Annotated in this window: 17 protein-coding genes; 5 read left to right on the top strand and 12 right to left on the bottom strand. The window is 70.7% G+C overall.

Going from position 1 to position 16524, the window contains the following annotated elements; translation table 11 throughout:
* Positions 1-7: 7 nt before the first annotated feature.
* Positions 8-202: a ferredoxin gene (locus tag OG417_RS53765; RefSeq protein ID WP_329247585.1), complete on the bottom strand. Its 195-nt coding sequence runs from the start codon at positions 200-202 to the stop codon at positions 8-10.
* A gap of 13 nt (positions 203-215) precedes the next feature.
* On the bottom strand, positions 216-1412 hold the full coding sequence (locus tag OG417_RS53760; protein ID WP_329247582.1) for a cytochrome P450: 1197 nt from the start codon (positions 1410-1412) through the stop codon (positions 216-218).
* Between the two features lie 491 nt (positions 1413-1903).
* Here OG417_RS53760 and OG417_RS53755 point away from each other — a divergent pair, with 491 nt between their 5' ends.
* Positions 1904-3130 carry an IS110 family transposase gene (locus OG417_RS53755; protein ID WP_329239396.1) on the top strand — a complete coding sequence of 409 codons (1227 nt, stop codon included), beginning with the start codon at positions 1904-1906 and terminating at the stop codon, positions 3128-3130.
* Positions 3131-3179: 49 nt separating this feature from the next.
* Here OG417_RS53755 and OG417_RS53750 read toward each other — a convergent pair whose 3' ends face one another.
* Genes OG417_RS53750 through OG417_RS53735 form a run of 4 tightly spaced genes read right to left on the bottom strand, consistent with a single transcriptional unit; the run spans position 3180 to position 6815 of the window.
* On the bottom strand, positions 3180-3806 hold the full coding sequence (locus OG417_RS53750) for a TetR/AcrR family transcriptional regulator (RefSeq protein WP_329247579.1): 627 nt from the start codon (positions 3804-3806) through the stop codon (positions 3180-3182).
* 47 nt (positions 3807-3853) lie between these two features.
* On the bottom strand, positions 3854-4801 hold the full coding sequence (locus tag OG417_RS53745; protein WP_329247576.1) for an NADAR family protein: 948 nt from the start codon (positions 4799-4801) through the stop codon (positions 3854-3856).
* Between the two features lie 47 nt (positions 4802-4848).
* Entirely contained in the window at positions 4849-5643 is a 795-nt protein-coding gene (locus tag OG417_RS53740) for a citryl-CoA lyase (RefSeq protein ID WP_329247573.1), read from the bottom strand.
* The gene (locus OG417_RS53735; protein WP_329247570.1) at positions 5640-6815 is read right to left on the bottom strand and encodes a CaiB/BaiF CoA transferase family protein; all 1176 of its coding nucleotides are present in this window, start codon (positions 6813-6815) and stop codon (positions 5640-5642) included. The genes OG417_RS53740 and OG417_RS53735 overlap by 4 nt, the downstream gene beginning before the upstream one ends.
* Positions 6816-7060: 245 nt before the next feature.
* Between OG417_RS53735 and OG417_RS53730 the strand changes: the two genes are divergently transcribed.
* Positions 7061-7471 carry an ester cyclase gene (locus OG417_RS53730; protein ID WP_329247567.1) on the top strand — a complete coding sequence of 137 codons (411 nt, stop codon included), beginning with the start codon at positions 7061-7063 and terminating at the stop codon, positions 7469-7471.
* A 5-nt stretch (positions 7472-7476) separates the two neighbouring features.
* Here OG417_RS53730 and OG417_RS53725 read toward each other — a convergent pair whose 3' ends face one another.
* Positions 7477-8295, bottom strand: a complete 819-nt coding sequence (locus OG417_RS53725; protein WP_329247564.1) for an IclR family transcriptional regulator domain-containing protein — start codon at positions 8293-8295, stop codon at positions 7477-7479.
* Positions 8296-8515: 220 nt separating this feature from the next.
* Between OG417_RS53725 and OG417_RS53720 the strand changes: the two genes are divergently transcribed.
* The 3 genes from OG417_RS53720 (at position 8516) to OG417_RS53710 (ending at position 11275) form a co-directional block, all read left to right on the top strand.
* Entirely contained in the window at positions 8516-9376 is an 861-nt protein-coding gene (locus tag OG417_RS53720) for an extradiol ring-cleavage dioxygenase (RefSeq protein ID WP_329247562.1), read from the top strand.
* Complete coding sequence (locus tag OG417_RS53715) at positions 9373-9735, top strand: hypothetical protein (RefSeq protein ID WP_329247559.1); 363 nt, start codon at positions 9373-9375, stop codon at positions 9733-9735. The genes OG417_RS53720 and OG417_RS53715 overlap by 4 nt, the downstream gene beginning before the upstream one ends.
* Positions 9736-9877: 142 nt before the next feature.
* Complete coding sequence (locus OG417_RS53710) at positions 9878-11275, top strand: amidohydrolase family protein (protein ID WP_329263149.1); 1398 nt, start codon at positions 9878-9880, stop codon at positions 11273-11275.
* 136 nt (positions 11276-11411) lie between these two features.
* Here OG417_RS53710 and OG417_RS53705 read toward each other — a convergent pair whose 3' ends face one another.
* The 5 genes from OG417_RS53705 to OG417_RS53685 all read right to left on the bottom strand — a co-directional run bounded on the left by OG417_RS53705 (position 11412) and on the right by OG417_RS53685 (position 16206).
* Entirely contained in the window at positions 11412-12848 is a 1437-nt protein-coding gene (locus OG417_RS53705) for an AAA family ATPase (RefSeq protein ID WP_329247556.1), read from the bottom strand.
* 4 nt (positions 12849-12852) lie between these two features.
* Complete coding sequence (locus OG417_RS53700) at positions 12853-13968, bottom strand: hypothetical protein (protein WP_329247554.1); 1116 nt, start codon at positions 13966-13968, stop codon at positions 12853-12855.
* 42 nt (positions 13969-14010) lie between these two features.
* Positions 14011-15288, bottom strand: coding sequence for an AAA family ATPase (locus tag OG417_RS53695; RefSeq protein WP_329247551.1), 1278 nt, complete (start codon positions 15286-15288; stop codon positions 14011-14013).
* 104 nt (positions 15289-15392) lie between these two features.
* On the bottom strand, positions 15393-15755 hold the full coding sequence (locus OG417_RS53690) for a roadblock/LC7 domain-containing protein (RefSeq protein ID WP_329247548.1): 363 nt from the start codon (positions 15753-15755) through the stop codon (positions 15393-15395).
* Positions 15756-15840: 85 nt separating this feature from the next.
* Entirely contained in the window at positions 15841-16206 is a 366-nt protein-coding gene (locus OG417_RS53685; RefSeq protein WP_329247546.1) for a hypothetical protein, read from the bottom strand.
* Between the last annotated feature and the right edge of the window lie 318 nt (positions 16207-16524).

The raw sequence follows: 16524 nt of genomic DNA, 5'->3' as shown, positions 1-16524 counted from the left end.
CGCGGTGTCAGTCCTCGACCTCGATCGCGAGGCCGGGGCAGACGTGGGCGGCCTCGCTGACGTCGTCGTCCAGGTCCGACGGCGGGTTCGCGTCGCGGAGGACGACGATGCCGTCCTCATCGCGCTGGTCGAACACGTCCGGGGCGAGCATCACGCACTGGCCCGATCCGATGCACTTGTCCTGATCGACGCTGACCTTCATGCCGAATTCCTCCTCACCAGGAGACGGGCAGCCCGTGCACGCCGTACACGAGCATGTCGTGTTTGAACCTGACCTCTTCCAGCGGCACCGCGAGCCGCAGCGTCGGGACGCGGCGGTAGAGCGTGCCGTAGACCACCTGGAGCTCGACCCGCGCGAGCGGCTGGCCGAGACACTGGTGGATGCCGTACCCGAAGGCCACGTGGTGCCGTGCGTCGCGGTGGAGGTCGAGCACGTCCGGGTCGGGGAAGGCGCTCTCGTCGCGGTTGCCCGCGTCGGTCGCCACGATGACGCCCTCACCGGCCTTGATCAGCCGCCCGCCGACCTCGACGTCCTCGGTGGCCACCCGGCGCCGGCCGCTGTGCACGATGTTGAGGTAGCGCAGCAGCTCCTCGACCGCGCTCTTGATCAGTTCCGGGTCGCCCTCGCGCAGCTCGGCGAGCTGGTCGGGATGCTGGAGCAGGGTCAGCGTGCCGAGCGCGATCATGTTCGCGGTCGTCTCGTGCCCGGCGACGAGCAGCAGCACGGCCATGTCGGCGAGCTGGGAGCGCGTCATCGTCTCGGCCTGCTCGACGACCAGCCGGCTGAGCAGGTCGTCCGCGGGCTCGTCGGCCTTGCGGTCGAGCAGGCGGACCAGGTACTCCTTCAGCTCGTCGCCGGCCGCGACCGCCTCTTCGGCGGTGGACCGGGTGCTGACCATGGTCCGGCTGCACCGCTGGAACAGGTCGTGGTCGCCGTACGGGACGCCGAGCAGCTCGCAGATCACCAGCGAGGGCACGGGCAGCGCGAAGGCCGAGACCAGGTCGGCCGGTGGCGTGCCGGCGAGCATCGTGTCGATGAGTTCGTCCACGATCTTCTGGATCCGCGGGCGCAGGGCCTCTACGCGCTTGATCATGAAGGTGCTGGTCAGCATCCTGCGGTACTTGCCGTGTTCGGGCTCGTCCATCGAGATGAACGATCGCGACCGCCGGCGCCGCGCCCGTGAGGCGGCGGTGACGTGGGGGTATCCGGGTCTCCTCACGTCGGCGCTGAACCGGCGGTCCCGCAGGACGGCGCGCTGGTCGTCGTAGCCGGTGACCAGCCAGGGCTGGCTGCCGTCCCAGAGCCGCACTCTGGTGACGGGATCCTCGGCGCGGATGCGGCCGAGCTCGGGCGGTGGGTCGAACGGGCAGGCCCGCTTCATCGGGTAGGCGGGCACACGGGTGTCCGGCATCGAGGCCTCCTACACGGACAGTTGCCGAACGATTGTTCGGTGACTTCCTCAGCATATGCCGAGCGGCAATGCATGAGGAGAGTGCCAACATGAGGTCTAAATCACGTTTCGCCTGCTAACTAGCGGTTTGTCGTGCGGATTCTCGGAGCTCGGCCGACTGCGGCCAGCCACGCCGGCCAGTGCCGGGGCTTGCGGATTGTGAGGGTGACTCTGACCGGGCAGGAGCGTGGTGAGGGTGCCCCTAATGGGAGGTGCCGGGTGAGTTTGTGGGACAGACTCGGTGCCTGGTAGCCGCTGGTGGGTGAGCACTCGGTGCCCCTGGACCGTTGTTGAGTCCTGGTGTGAGATCGTGCCCTCGCTGGTGGTCGGGAGCCGGACCGCTGATGGGGTGTCGTGCCCGCCGGTTGGCGTGAGCACTGGTCCATTAGGCCGCCGGTGGGCTCTCGCGGGCTGCTGATCTGGATCGATACCCCCGATGGAGCGGAGCGGCGATGTTGTTCGTCGGAGATGACTGGGCCGAAGATCACCATGATGTGGAGGTTCAGGACGGCTCGGGCCGGGCGCTGAGGAAGGCCCGGCTGCCCGAGGGTGTGGCGGGGGTGTCTGGTCTGCATGAACTCCTCGCGGCCCTCCTGCCCGATGACGGTGACCCCTCGCAGGTGGTGGTGTGTATCGAGACCGACCGGGGCCCGTGGGTACGGGCGCTGATCGCGGCCGGCTACCAGGTGTATGGGGTGAACCCCAAGGTCGCCGCCCGGCACCGGGAGATCGTGTCGGTCTCCGGCGCCAAGAGCGACAAGGCCGACGCGAGCTCCCTGGCCGACATGGCCCGGACCCGCCGTCACCAGCTCCGCCAGGTCGCCGCCGACTCCGGCATCGCCGAGGCGGTCAAGGTCTTGGCCCGTGCGCATCAGACGCTGATCTGGGAACGGACCCGGCACATGCTCCGGTTACGGGCCGCGCTGCGCGAGTACTTCCCGGCCGCACTGATGGCCTACAAAGACCTGGGGCTGACCGCCGCCGACACCCTGGAGCTGCTGGCGGCGGCCCCCACCCCACAGGCGGCCGCCGAACTCGGCCCACAGGCGATCACCGCAGCGCTCACCGGCCGCCGCCGTGACATCACGGCCAAGGCAAAGGCGATCCACGACGCGCTGAGCACCCCACACCTGGATCAAAGCCCCATCATCACCGCGGCCTACGCCGCGACGACACGGGCGACCGTGGCGGTCCTGCAGACCCTCACCAGCGAGATCAAGGCAATGGAAGAGCAGGTCGAGGCCTATTTTGGCCGGCACCCGGACGCTGAGATCTACCTATCCCAGCCTGGTCTGGGCCCCATCCTCAGCGCCCGGGTACTCGCAGAGTTCGGCGACGCCGACGGACGCTACGCAGACGCCAAGTCCCGCAAGAACTACGCCGGCACCAGCCCGATCACCCGCCAATCCGGCAAGTCCAAAACCGTCCACGCCCGCTTCGTCCACAACGACCGTCTCCTCGACGCCCTCCACATGCAGGCATCCTGCGCGATCTTGCACGACACCGGATGCCGCGCCTACTACGACGAGCTCCGCACACGCGGCACCAGCCACAACGCCGCCCTCCGCCAACTCGGCAACCGACTCGTCGGCATCCTGCACGGCTGCCTGAAGACCAGCACCCCCTACAACCCGGCCACCGCATGGGCACACCGAGTCCACCACAACACCGCCGCTTGACACCCCCAGCTCCAGGGGTGTCTCACACGCCGACCCTCACACGCCAGTTCTACTCGAGGACGAGGGAGATGAGTTCGTCGACGAACCGCAGGATGCGCTCGGCGTTCTCGTCGGACTGGCCGGAGTGGAACAGGGCGACCCGGCCGTGGGTGCCGACGAACACCACCACGGCCGCGCGGTCGCTCGGCAGGCGCAGCCGCTGGCCCGCCCGCTCGCAGCGTTCGAACGCGGCGACGACGGACTCCACCACCGCCACCATGGGGCCGCGCGGCCGGCCGTCCGGCTCGTGCGTGATGCGGCGGTTGCCCAGCATCAGCCGGTAGTGACCCGGGTTGGCGATCGCGAACCGGCAGTAGGCGTGCATCTGCGCGCGAACCCGCCCGACCACGTCGCCGGCGTCGACGCTCTCGTCGGCCTCCCGCATGACGGCCGAGAGGCGCTCGTAGTCGTACTCGACGATCCCGCGGACGAGCGCGGCCTTGTCGGCGAAGTGCTGGTAGATGCTCGCCGGGGCGATGCCGGCCGCCCGCGCGACCCCGCGGATCGTCAGCGCCTCCGCGCCGCCCAGCTCCGAGAGCAGCCGCACGGCCGCCTCCAGGATCTCCGTACGCAGCCGCTCACCCTGTCCCCAGGGGTTACGGACCCGCTGCGGCGTGAGATCCGTCTCGTCCGGCATCCCCCCATCATCCCGTGCCGACCGCACACCGCCACCCCTCAGGGGCCTCAGCGCAGCGCCAGCCCGGCCCGTTCGGCGACGAGTTCGGCACGGATCAGCTCCAGCAGCCGTCCGACCCAGTTACGGCCTCGATCCCCGCCTGCGGTCCAGTAGTCCGAACCCAGATCGGAGTAGTGGATGGGCGCGTCACCGGTGGCGATCAGGGAGTCGGCGAGCCCGCGGTGCTGGGCGAACTTGGCTCGCAGCAGCGCGGCCATGACCCCGGCCCGCATGTCGGACCACTCCGGACGACGTACGGCCTGCCCGGCGAGCTTCCGGGCGTCGTGAGGATGCTCTGCGGCGCGGATACGATCGGCCGCGTCGGGATCGTCCGTGGACAGCGACCAGTAGGCGTGCGTGACCGTCGGATAGCGGACGCCGCCGAACTCGATCACGGCCGGGAACTCGTTCCGCAGGACCAGTACGCCCGGATCGTCCGGCCAGCCCTTCGGGTAGAAGACCGCGTTCAGGTTCACCGGTCCCGCCGCGGGCCCGAGCGGATCGTCCGGCTCGCGCCGATCGGCGTACTCGGCGCGGCTGCGCTCCTGCTCGGCGAAGTAGTCGAAGGCCCGCCGCCGCATGTCCTCGGTGACGACTCCGAACCGGTCCGGTGGTTCGGGTTCGCCGATCAGCGTGTCGCCCACCGGGGTGCACAGGACGCGCAGCGGCCAGTCCTTGGAGTCCATGTCGCCGAGGGCATAGCGGGGGTCCATCGCCGGGATCGCCAGGTACGCGGTGGCGAGCGCGCGTCTGTCCTCTTCTGAACGGCTGGCCAGATACCGATCCAGAACCCGCAGACAGTGGCCGGTGGAGTCCGGGCGATCGTTCAACCGGTCGATCTCGTCGGCGACCTGGGTGACGAAGTCGTCCGGGTCGATCCAGACATGCGGCTCGTCGAAGACCCAGGTTCCTTTGATCCGCTCGCCGTCCACGACCCGGAACGTCCTGTTCTGCACGCGCGCAGCCTAGATCACCGTCATCGGGGCCGGCGGGCGGCCGCGACTCACCCCTCCGGACTCACGTACGTCGCGTTGCGGTCGACCGCCAGGTAGATGTCGTTCGCCACCGGGCGGCGCAGTTCCTCGGCGATGTGGCCGAGCAGGCCGGCGCAGCGGGCGAGGAGTACGGTGCCGCGGAGCAGTTCGAGCGGCAGGCCGAGGTCGGCGAGGGCCGCGCCGCTCACTCCGGCGCCGTTGAGTGGCAGCGTACGGCCGAGGATCCGGGGGTGGACGCGGCCGACGGCCTCGAACAGCGCCAGGTGCGGTCCGTACAGGCCCTCCTCGTGGGCGATGCGGATGATGACCGGCGTGCGCGGGTCGCCCTCCTTGTGCACCGGGTGGCCCAGGCCGGGGACCAGCAGGCCGGCGTCCTTGCGTGCGGCGACCGCGCGTTCGGCCAGTGCGTCCCAGCCCGCCTCGTCGGACGGTTCCTCTCCCGCCTCGGCCAGGACGCCGGCGAGGAAGCGGCCGGTGTCCTCGGTGACGCCGAGGTACCGTGAGCCGCCGCCGAGGAGCCCCGCCGCGAGCGCGCCCTGGATCGCGTCCGGCGCGCTGAGGTAGGTCAGGCGCGCGGCGATCGCGGTCGGGGTGAACCCGTGGTCGGCGAGGCCGAGCAGCACCGCCTCGAACAGCCGCGACTGCTGCGCGGTCGGGCGTTCGAGGGTGAGCAGCCAGTACGCGAGCTCACCGAAGCTCACCTTGCCCATCAGGTCCCGGGCGAGATCCTGTCCGAGCAGCGTGATGGTCGTGGGGTCGGACGTGCCGAGCGAGGTGGGGAACTCGGGTACGGGACGGCTCACGCGTGGGGTCCTTCCGGGTGGGTTTCTGCGTGTCTGGGCAGGCCGAGCCAGGCGCGTACCTCGTCACCGTGGGCGTCCAGGGCGGGCGGCGCGAGGTCGTAGCGCGCGGGCGTGGCCGACATGCGGACCGGGTTGCGCACGCTCGGTACGCCGTCCGGCGCGACGACCGGCTCCAGGCCCAGCTCGCCGGCGAGCTCGACGCCGCCGCGTACGTCGTTGATCGGTCCGCAGGGGATGCCCGCCTCGGTGAGCACGGTGAACCACTCCTGCGCCGACCGCGTGGCGAGGCGTTCGAGGAGCAGGGGCCGCAGTTCCTCGCGGTTGTCGTTGCGGCTCCCGACGGTCGCGAAGCGCTCGTCGTCGGCCAGCCCGGGCGCGCCGATCGCCGCGCAGAGGCGGCGGAACTGCCCGTCGTTGCCGGCGACCACGATCAGCTCCCCGTCGCCGGTGGCGAGCGGCTCGTACGGGAAGAGGCTCAGGTGCGCGTTGCCCATCCGCCGGGGGACCACGCCGCCCGCGATGTACGCCGACACCTGGTTGACCATGGCGCTGAGCGCGGTGGAGAGCAGGTTCGTCTCGATGCGCTGCCCCCGGCCGGTGAGGTCGCGGTGGTGCAGCGCGGCGAGGATGCCGACCGCCGAGTGCAGGCCGGTCATGACGTCGAAGACCGAGATGCCGGAGCGGTACGGCGGGCCGCCGGGGTCTCCGGTCAGGCTCATCAGCCCGGACATGGCCTGCACGAGCAGGTCGTACCCGGGCAGCGACGCGCCCTCCGCCGAGCCGAAGCCGCTGATCTCGCAGTAGATGACGTCGGCGTTGCGCGCGGCCACGGCGTCGTAGTCGAGACCGAACTTCGCCAGGCCCCCGGGCTTGAAGTTGTGGATGAACACGTCGGCCCGCGCGGACAGGGCGTGCGCGACCTCGGAGTCCTCCGGGTCGGCGAGGTCGAGCACGATGGACCGCTTGTTGCGGTTGACCGCCAGGAAGTAGGTGCCCACACCGTCGCGTACGGGCGGGACCCAGTGCCGGGTGTCGTCGCCGGCCGGACCTTCCACCTTGATCACGTCGGCGCCCAGGTCGGCGAGCAGCATCGTGCAGTACGGGCCCGCGAGCACACGGGAGAAGTCGGCCACCACGATGCCCGACAGCGGCCCGGAATTTCCTGGTGACATGAGGCGCTCCAACCGCGATACGGACAACTGTCCGTAACTCTGGTAGTGACAGGCTCTATCTGTCAACGGACAACCGTCAGCCGACGCGTACGAGACCCGGCTGGTGCGACCCGCCACCGGCTTCCTCACATCGGGGCCCCGGGACCGGGCCTGACCCGTCCCGGACCACAGGGTGTAAGACTCCGTGGCCAATTCGCGACAGACCGAAGGCCGACGGCCGGGACGCATCAGTCGATCATGGTCGTATGTCAGACATCGCCGCGCTTGTGCACCGCTTCTATCTCGACGCGTGGAACCGCTGGGACGACTCGGTCGTGGAAGAGATCCTTGCTCCGGACTTCGTCTTCCGCGGCTCACTCGGTGACGAGGTACGGGGGCCGGACGGATGGCGCTCCTACCGCGACAAGATCCGCTCGGGGGTGCCCGACTTCACCAACGAGATCGTCGACCTCGTCATCGACGGGGACCGGGCGGCGGCCCGCCTGTTCTACACCGGCCACCACCACGGCACGCTGCTCGGCGTCGCCGGCGCCGGCGGGCCCATCGCCTACAGCGGGGCCGCGTTCTTCACCGCCGCCGCCGGCCGGCTGAGCGAGGCCTGGGTCCTCGGCGACCTGGACTCTCTGCGCCGTCAGCTCGGCGCCGCGTCCGGCTGACCGGGTCAGCCGGTGGGACGGTCGGCCTCCACCTCGGCGTGGGGGCGGGACTCCCACAGGGCCCACTCGGCGGAGATGTCGCCCGCCGTTCGCAGGAGCCGGGGGAGGTGCTCGCCGACCAGGACGTCCACGCTCGTCTCGGCCGCGTGTACGGTCACGTTCATCGCGGCGCGGACCTGGCCGGCGCCGTCGCGGACCGGGGCCGCGATCGACCGGATGCCCGGCGCCAGCTCCTCGTCCGCCAGCGCCCACCCCCGCGCGCGTACGGTGAGCAGCTCCTCTTCCAGCTCGGCCGGGTCGCGGGGCAGGAACGGCGGCAGGCCCGCACGGCTCGGCAGGCTCAGCGTCTCGCGGAGCGTGTGCGCGGGCAGGGCCGCGAGCAGCACCTTGCCCTGGGAGGTGCGCGCGGCCGGGAAGCGGGTGCCGATCTCGACGCGCAAGGTGATGATCTTCGGCACGGAGACGCGGGCGACGTAGACGATGTCGGACCCGTCGAGCTGCGACATCGAGGACGACTCGCCGGTCTGGGCGACCAGGTCCTCCAGGTGCGGGCGCGCGATGTCCCACAGCCCGAGCGCGCCCACGTACGCCATGCCCAGGCGCAGCACCTGCGGCGTCAGGGCGAAGGCGCCGTCGTCGGCCCGGACGTAGCCGAGCTCCCGCAGCGTCAGCAACAGCCGGCGCGCGGTCGGGCGCGCCAGGCCGGTGGCCGCGGCGACCTCGGTCAGCGTCATGCGCGGTCGCCGCTCGCCGAAGCACGACAGGATGTCCAGCCCGCGGGCGAGCGCCTCGACGAAGTCGGGATCGGAGCCGCGTCCGGCCATGATGTCTCCCCTGCTCAACCGGTGTCACCGGACAGTGACAACGGGAGCATGGTCGCACAGCGGCCGACGCGCCGTGAACCGGCCAAGGGGCCGTGAACCGGTCGGCACGCCCGGCCGCGTCCCCCTTGACACCCGCCGGGCTCCCGCGACATCTTTCCCCTAACGCCGCTCATCGGACGAGTGTCCGGCAGACGGTTGTCATCGAGGAAGGACCGTCACGATGGCGAAGCTCGTCGCGATTCTTGCCACGACGCACCATCCGTTCTACTACCGGACCAGCCGCCTTCCCGCCGAGGAGGCGCCGCCCTTCGCCGCCGAGTGGGTCCGGAAGGTCGAGGCCTACCGCGAGACGCTGACGCGCGCCCGCCCCGACGTGCTGGTCATGGTCGGCTCGGACCACTTCCATCAGCTGTGGCTGGACAACATGCCGCAGTTCCTGGTCGGCAAGGCCCCGTTCTACGACGCGAACTACTACAACGAGGAGCGGGAGTTCGGCCTGCCGAAGCTGCTCCTCAAGGGGCACGAGGAGCTGTCGGCGTACATCCTGCGCGAGGGCATCGACCGCGGCTTCGACCTGGCGTTCAGCAACGAGCTGCGCGTCGACCACTCCATCACGTGCCCGATCTTCACCGTACGGCCGCAGAACGACCTGCCGATCGTGCCGATCTACACCAACATCTTCGCCCCGCCGCTGCCGCGTCCGGAGCGGTTCGTGCAGCTCGGCCGGACGATCCGCGAGCTGGTCGACGCGTGGCCGAGCGACCTGCGCGTCGCGGTGATCGGCACCGGCCACCTGTCGCTCGAACTCGGCGGCCCGCGTCAGTTCGGCCCCCACGGGCCCGACCCGGAGTTCGACGCGAAGGCGGTCGAGTGGATCGCGAACGGCGACCTCGAGGGCTGCCTGGCGGAGGTCACGCTCGACAGCCTGCACGCCCCGGGCAACGCCACCCACGGCTTCATGGACTTCATGCTGATGATGGGCATCGCCGGCGCCCACAAGGCCGACTACGCCGACCATCTGGACCTGTTCCACACCATGGAGGCCTACTTCACCTGGTACCCGAACGGAGTGGACGCATGAGCAAGTACCTGGTGAACAAGTTTCTCTACACCATCGACCGGGATCCCGAGCTCGTCGAGCGCTACCGCGACGACCCCGAGGGCACCGTCGCGTGGTGGGAGGCGGAGAAGGCGAACGAGATCCTCAACCTGCCGTCCGAGGAGCGTTCGACCTGGCTGTCCTTCACCGAGGAGGAACGCCAGGCGCTCAGGACGCACGACCACGTCGCCCTGTTCGCGATGGGCGCGCACAACTTCCTCACGCTGACGCTGTGGATCGCCATGTTCGAGCGCGACTTCACCGAACCGCTGGGGATGCAGCTCGACTACGCCGCCAAGCTGTCCCACTTCACCCTCCCGTACCCGGACATCTCCACGTGAGCACAGGTGACGCCATGACCGAGCGGAGCGAGGGAATCGAAGGCGCGTACCAGTGGTCACTCCGGCCGACGAAGGAGGACTCTTGAACCCTGAACAGCTCGACGGCCGCCCGATCGTCTTCCGCGGCGCGACCGTCCTCACCATGGACGACGCCGGCGTCATCGAGGGCGGCGACGTGCTCGTCACCGGAGAGACGATCGCCGAGGTCGGCCGCGGCCTCGCGGTGCCCGACGGCACCGCCGAGATCGACGCCTCCGGTGGCATCCTGATGCCCGGCATGGTCGACACCCATCGGCACATGTGGCAGACCGCGCTGCGCGGACTGGGCGCCGACTGGACCCTGACGCAGTACTTCGTCTTCTACTACCTCAACTGGGGGAGGATCTTCCGCCCCGAGGACATCCACGCCGGCAACACGCTGTCCGCGATCGAGGCGGTCGACGCGGGCGTCACGACGACGGTGGACTGGTCGCACGGGCTGCAGACGGTGGAGCACGGCGAGGCCGCCGCCGACGCGCTGCGGTCGGCGCCCGGCCGGTTCGTCCTCGCGTACGGGAACCTGCTCGGCGCCCCGTGGGAGTGGACGAACAGCCCGGAGTTCCGCGGCTTCGTCGAGCGTTTCGGTACGCCGGACGACATGCTCGGCCTCCAGCTCGCCTTCGACGTCACCGGCGACCCGGAGTTTCCGGAGAAGGCGGCGTTCGAGGCCGCCCGCGACCTGGGCCTGCGGGTCACCACGCACGCCGGTGTGTGGGGCGCGACCAACGACGAGAGCATCCGGCTGATGTGGGAGGGCGGCTTCATGACGCCCGGCACCACGTACGTCCACGCCGCCACCCTCACCCAGGACTCCTACCAGCGCATCGCCGCCAGCGGCGGGTCCGTGTCGGTGTCGACCGAGAGCGAGCAGAGCGCCGGCCAGGGATACCCGCCGAGCTGGGAGCTGCGGCGGCACGGCATCCCCGTCTCGCTGTCGATGGACACCAGCGTGTGGTGGAGCGCCGACCTGTTCTCCGCGATGCGGGCGACGCTGTCCGCCGACCGTTCGCGCGAACACCTGGAGGCGCACTCCCGCGGCGACACCGTCGTGCACAACCGGCTGCGCGCCGAGGAGGTCGTCCGCTGGGCCACCATCGGCGGCGCCCGCGCGCTCGGGCTCGACTCGGTGATCGGCAGCCTGACCCCGGGCAAGAAGGCCGACCTCGTACTGATCAAGAACGACGACGCCCCGGCCCTGTACCCGCTGCTCCACCCGTACGGCAGCGTCGTCTATCAGGCGGGCCGCGGCGACGTGCACACCGTGCTGGTCAACGGGCGTGTGGTCAAGCACGAGCACCGCCTCGTCGGCGCCGACCTGGCCGGCGCCAAGGAGGCCGTCGGGCGCACCGTGGAGTACGCGCGGTCGACCATGGGCGAGGAGGCCTGGCAGGACAGCATCACCCCGGAGCTGCCCGCCGCCGAGCGCATCCCGAACCCCTACACCTACACCGACTTCGACGGCGGCGACGAACGCCACCGCGCCCAGCGTCAGGAGACCTGACCCCGCGAAACGCACGAAGGCTTCCGCCGACCTCTCTCTTTCCCGGGAGCGTGTTCTTTCTCCAGAACGGGGCCGATGGGCTGTGCGGCGACTCCGGCGATTCGACGACGGTGGCGCCGTCGGCGGACGGCGGCTCTCAGCGGCTCGTCACGACCGGCCGTTCCCCCTCCGTATCGCCGAACGCGGGGTCGTCGCTGATGGCCGCCAGGATTCCCCGGAGCGTCCGCTCGAGGTCCGGTCCTGGGCGCATGCTCGCCGGCCGGTGCGTGTTCACCGCCCGCATCCATCCCTCGTCCTCGGGGACCAGGCCGGCGAACCGCCAGCCGCCCAGCTGGTCCATGACCTCCTTGGGCCCGTACCCCACGTCGGGCCTCGTCCGGTTGAGGATCATGAGGATCTTCTCCGGAGGAATCCCGCCGCCTCCCTGCCGCTCCGGCGTGACGAGGGCCGACAGCCAGGAGCCGACGGCCTCCAGCGTCACCCGGTCGGGCTCGACCGGCACCAGGACGGCGTCGGCCCCCGCCAGGACCCGGTCGGTGAACGCCCGGTCGGCCGGCTCGGTGACCGGCGTGTCGATGAAGACGAAGTCGAACGTCTGGCGCAGCACGGCGAGGATCCGGCGGTACAGCGCGTCGATCCTGGAGCGGTCGACGCTGACGATGTCCTGCGGGGCGAGCAGCGCGTAGAGGCCGATCTCGGGGATGCTCGCGAGGTTCTCGCGCACCGCCCCCGGCGAAAGCGACCAGGGGGCCTGGAGCAGATCCCGGACGGTCGGCGGTTTCAGGTTGAGGCAGCGTGCCACGTCGGCCCGCTCGAGGTTGATGTCGACCACCACGGCGGACCCCGCCCGGCCCGCGCTCCGCAGCAGCCTCGCCGCGTGCATCGCGAGGTTCACGGCCGTAGTCGTCTTGCCGACCCCGCCCTTCGCCGAGGTGATCGCGATGACCGTGCCCTGCCCGGCGGGCTCGCCGGCCGGAACGTACGCGGCCGGGGCCCCGGCGCTCGCGGACGGTTCCTGCCGGAAGCCGGAGCCCACCGGGGCGGGGCGGGGAGCCGTTCCGCCGTCGATCGGTGTCGGCGGCCAGGCCCGGTGTTCGGGGACCGGCCGGGCGGGTGGTGCCGGGGGAGCCGGTGCGGGGATCGGCCGAGCGTATGGCGCTCCCGGAGGCGTCCACGGCTCCGGCGGCGGCGCGGGCTGGAGCTCCAGCCGCGGTCCCGGGTCGACGGTGCCGAGAGCCACCAGCAACTCCGCCATGTTCAGCCGCTTCGCCGCCATGACCACCCTCGGGTCGAAGACGTCGCCGCGCTCGGCGAAGGACACGTGGACGAGGACGGTGTGCCCGTTGCGGACCAGGCCGTTGGCCAGTGCGGCGACCTCCGCGCCGCGGACGTCCTCGGCGAATCCCGGCGTGAACACGAAGGCGACCGGCGAGCCCACCCTGCCGCTCCGGGAGAGATCCCGAAGCTCCGAGGCGGAGGCGACGTCGAACACGACCGGGAACCGCCCGGTGTCCCGGAGCCTGCTCGCGACACCCGGGTTTCCCGCTACGACGACGGTCGGCGCAATAGCCAACGGCTCAACGATGGGGATCACCGGAGGTCAGCTTCTCGGGCGCCGCAGACCTTCCCTGCACGCCGTACCGGACCGCGGCTTCGAACCACGTCTCGGGGTTGGCGATCAGAGCACCGATCTGTCCCATCGCCGCCATGTCCTCGGCCGGCTCGCCCGGGCGTACTCCGACCACGTAGTCGGCGTCGAGCGGGCTCTCCGCCGCGACACACCAGGTGGGCAGGGCCGCGTACGGGCCTTCGAAGATCCGGCTGCCCTCAGGGAGCAGCGCCGTGAAGGAACGCATGATGACCGGAGCGGCGGGCCCGGTCAGGACCACCGCCTGGGTCCGCTCCAGCGCCGTTCTGACCTCGGCGAGCTGGTCGTCGGTGACGATGCCGGCGGCGACGAGCGCGGGCAGGTCAGGTCCGGTCCGCCGGGAGCGCCGGAGCACGACGGAGTCACCGATACGGGTGACGACCGCTCCCACCTCCTCCTGCACGGCGGCGATCGCCCGGTGCGCCATGGTGAGGCTGCCGAAGCCGGCGACGTGGAGGACGCCGAGCGTCCCGCACACCGTCACCTGCGTGCCGCGGATGTGCACCTCGTCGACGCGTTCGTCCTGCCAGAGATGGAGGAAACTCTGCCCGTCGGCCAGCAGGATCCGGGTCTCGGCCGGGCCCGCGTGCTCCGGCGGTGCCGGGGCCGCCGGCGCCTTGGACGCGCGCCGGGTGACGGCGGTGGGGGACTGCCGCTCCTCGGCAGGGCCCGGGGACGGCGGGGACTGCGAGCGGGGAGGCCACAACAGCTCATCGGACGGCTCCGGCGGTGCTCCGGCCGGGGTGCCCGGCTCCGTGCCGGGCGGCGTGTTCCCGTCCTGCGCGGCCGGCGTCTCTTCCGGTGCCTCGGCCGTGCCATCCTCCGGAGGACCGTCCTCGTCGGCGACCTCCGACGCCCAGTCCCGTACGGTGGCCTCCAGCTCGAGCTCGGCCCGCTCGGCGGATTCGGCCTCCGGGTCGGCGGCCGTCTCCCCGGCCTGGGGGTCCTGTTGGTCCGGTGTCTCGTTCCCGTCGGGGGTGTCGTTCTCGACGCCGAGGGCGCTCCAGAAGTCCGCCGCCTGAGTGGGGGGCTGTGTCGCTGACATCGGGCAGATCCTTCCGCGAAGAAGCGTGACGGTAGCGATCGATCAGGTGATGGGCAGGCCGAGGATTCGCCGGCGCCTGCGCCTGCCGCCGCTCGGTGATCCCATGGCCGTGGCGAAGACCGGGTCCTCGGTGGCGGCCCGCAGAATGCCGCTGAAGACGGCGTCCAGCTCCGGGTCGCCGTTGAACGCGATCAGCCTGCTGGCGTTCACGGCCCGCGTCCACTCGCGGTCGTGCGGGACCCTGCCGACGAATCGCCAACCGTCCATGATGCGCATGATCTCCTCGGGGCCACAGCCCACGTCGGGGCGCGCCCGGTTGAGGATGAGCGACAGTTTCTCCGCGGCGACACCGCCGCCGCGAGAGTACGGCGGCATGGTGATCGTCTCCAGCCAGGCGTGGATGGTCTCCAGCGTCGGGCGGCTGGGTTCGACCGGGACGAGGATCGCGTCCGCCTCGCGCAGGATCAGGTCGGTGAGCGTCGTGTGGTGGGGTTCGGCGACCGGCGTGTCGACGAACACGAAGTCGAACATCTGCCGCAGCAGCGCAAGAATCCGTAGGTACGGCACGGAGCCCGCCAACGCGGCATCGGCGTCGGTGAAACCCGGGGGTCCGAGCAGTGCGTACAGGTCCACGTCGGGGACGTGGGCGAGATGGTCGCGCACCGTGTGGGATGTGAGCGGTCCGGGCTCGTGGAGCAGGTCGAGGATCGTCGGGGACCTGACGTTCAGATACCGCCCGATGTCGGCCTTCTGGAGGCTGGTGTCCAGCAGCACCGTCCGTCCCGTACGGCCGGCCGACCGCAGCGACCGTGCGGCGTGGACCGCGAGGTTCACGATCAGGCTGGTCCGGCCCACGCCGCCCTTCGCCGCGGCGACGGCGATGACGCGTCCGCCCTTACGCGGGCCGGAGAGCGGGCCGGGATATCCGTCGGAGGCGGCGGGAGGGAGCGGCAGGGGGCTGCGCCCGGCGGCGCCGAGCAACGACAGGAGTTCCGGCATCGGCTGCCGGCTTCCGGTGATGCGGACGTTCGCGCCGAAGCGGTCGCCCCGTTCGACGAAGGAGTCGTGGACCACCACCCGGAATCCGATGTCGGCCAGCCCGTTCGCCAGGGCGGCCACATCGGCCCCGGGGACGTCCTCGGCGAAACGCGGAGTGAACACGAACGCCGCCGGGAGCCTGACCCGGCCGCTGCGGGACAGCGCGCGCAGCTCGCTCGCGGAGAAGACGTTGAACACCGCGGAGAACCGGCCCGTCCCGCGCAGCTCGTGCGCGATGTCCGTGCCCCCCGCCACGACGAGGTTCGGTGCAGTCGTATCCACAGTGTCCCCGGTGCTTCGATCGTCGGTCGGCCGTTCGGACGCATGGCCCCTCAGTCTCCGACTGCGCGGCCGAGAACGTCTACCGCCAGCACCGATCGCCGAAACTAGCCAAGGATCTCGGCGAGCCGGCTGACGGCGGGGCGGGACTCGAGGTGGAGGCGGGCGAGGTCGAGCCCCTCGTCGCCGAGAACGACGAGGAGGCTGTGGTCCCGCACCGCGTAGACGACGATGTGGCCGCTCTGGCAGCGGGTGACGACCTCGCGGAGTTCGCCCATGCCGACCTCGTTGCCGGTGCTCTTGCCCAGCCCGAGCGCCGCCGCCGCGAGGGCGGCCAGCGCGTCCGCGCGCACCTTGTCGGTGTCGGACGCGATGAGCATGCCGTCGACCGACGCGACCGCGCTGTCTCTCACCCCGGCGACCTGCTCACGCAAGGCGTACAGCTCGGTGAGCACCGCTTCCTTGTTCATCCCCTGTCCTTCGTGATGCTTGTCGAGATCGGCTGCGCCGTCTGGACACACAGCGTGCGGACACCCCCGTCGGGTTCACTGATGCCTAGAGGTCGACTTCGCTCTCGATGCGCCGCAGGTTGTGGCGGGCGAGCGCCAGGTTGGCGCGGGAGCGGTCGAGCGCCAGGTAGAGGAACAGCTGGCTGCCGCCGCGATTGAGCAGTCTGATCACGTGGTACTGCCGGTCGAGCGTGATGAGGATGTCCTCGATCGACTCGTTGATGCCCAGCGACTCGAGCGTACGGGCCTTGGCGCGGACGACCTCGGTGTTGCCCGCCGCGGCGATCTCCAGGTCGAGTTCGCTGCCGCCGCCGCTGACGCCGAGCGTCATGCCGCTCTCGTAGTCGACCAGCGCGGCGCCGAGGGCCCCGTCGATCGCCATGGCTTCCTTGAGCGCGGTTTCGATGTTCATCGAGCCTCCCACCCGTGAACCGTCTGCCCGGGTGTTCCCGTTGACCGAAACTCCATTTGTGACGCCGGTCGGCAGGCGTTATGCATCTGAGGAGCAACGTACAGGGCTGGATAATGACATGCCGGGCATTTGACGCTACTAAGGGCGTTTGACACGTGACCTGACCGTAGGTTCCGGGCAGAGTGATAACGGATGACCGGAATGTCGCCGTGGGGATGTGCCGGGCTCCGGGGGCGCGCCTGGCATGATGACTTCGCGCCGAGATTCGTAGAACGTCGTTGAACTCCCGTTTCGACGGACGGCCGACGTGACCGAACC

This window comes from Actinoallomurus sp. NBC_01490, assembly GCF_036227085.1.
Classification (GTDB): domain Bacteria; phylum Actinomycetota; class Actinomycetes; order Streptosporangiales; family Streptosporangiaceae; genus Actinoallomurus; species Actinoallomurus oryzae.
This window is presented reverse-complemented; position numbering and strand designations above follow the sequence as displayed.

What these genes read in the sequence shown, in the direction of transcription:
- OG417_RS53765 (WP_329247585.1), bottom strand. Translation starts at nt 202, where the DNA reads ATGAAGGTCAGCGTCGATCAGGACAAGTGCATCGGATCGGGCCAGTGC.
- OG417_RS53760 (WP_329247582.1), bottom strand. Translation starts at nt 1,412, where the DNA reads ATGCCGGACACCCGTGTGCCCGCCTACCCGATGAAGCGGGCCTGCCCG.
- OG417_RS53755 (WP_329239396.1), top strand. Translation starts at nt 1,904, where the DNA reads ATGTTGTTCGTCGGAGATGACTGGGCCGAAGATCACCATGATGTGGAG.
- OG417_RS53750 (WP_329247579.1), bottom strand. Translation starts at nt 3,806, where the DNA reads ATGCCGGACGAGACGGATCTCACGCCGCAGCGGGTCCGTAACCCCTGG.
- OG417_RS53735 (WP_329247570.1), bottom strand. Translation starts at nt 6,815, where the DNA reads ATGTCACCAGGAAATTCCGGGCCGCTGTCGGGCATCGTGGTGGCCGAC.
- OG417_RS53730 (WP_329247567.1), top strand. Translation starts at nt 7,061, where the DNA reads ATGTCAGACATCGCCGCGCTTGTGCACCGCTTCTATCTCGACGCGTGG.
- OG417_RS53725 (WP_329247564.1), bottom strand. Translation starts at nt 8,295, where the DNA reads ATGGCCGGACGCGGCTCCGATCCCGACTTCGTCGAGGCGCTCGCCCGC.
- OG417_RS53720 (WP_329247562.1), top strand. Translation starts at nt 8,516, where the DNA reads ATGGCGAAGCTCGTCGCGATTCTTGCCACGACGCACCATCCGTTCTAC.
- OG417_RS53715 (WP_329247559.1), top strand. Translation starts at nt 9,373, where the DNA reads ATGAGCAAGTACCTGGTGAACAAGTTTCTCTACACCATCGACCGGGAT.
- OG417_RS53710 (WP_329263149.1), top strand. Translation starts at nt 9,878, where the DNA reads ATGGACGACGCCGGCGTCATCGAGGGCGGCGACGTGCTCGTCACCGGA.
- OG417_RS53700 (WP_329247554.1), bottom strand. Translation starts at nt 13,968, where the DNA reads ATGTCAGCGACACAGCCCCCCACTCAGGCGGCGGACTTCTGGAGCGCC.
- OG417_RS53690 (WP_329247548.1), bottom strand. Translation starts at nt 15,755, where the DNA reads ATGAACAAGGAAGCGGTGCTCACCGAGCTGTACGCCTTGCGTGAGCAG.
- OG417_RS53685 (WP_329247546.1), bottom strand. Translation starts at nt 16,206, where the DNA reads ATGAACATCGAAACCGCGCTCAAGGAAGCCATGGCGATCGACGGGGCC.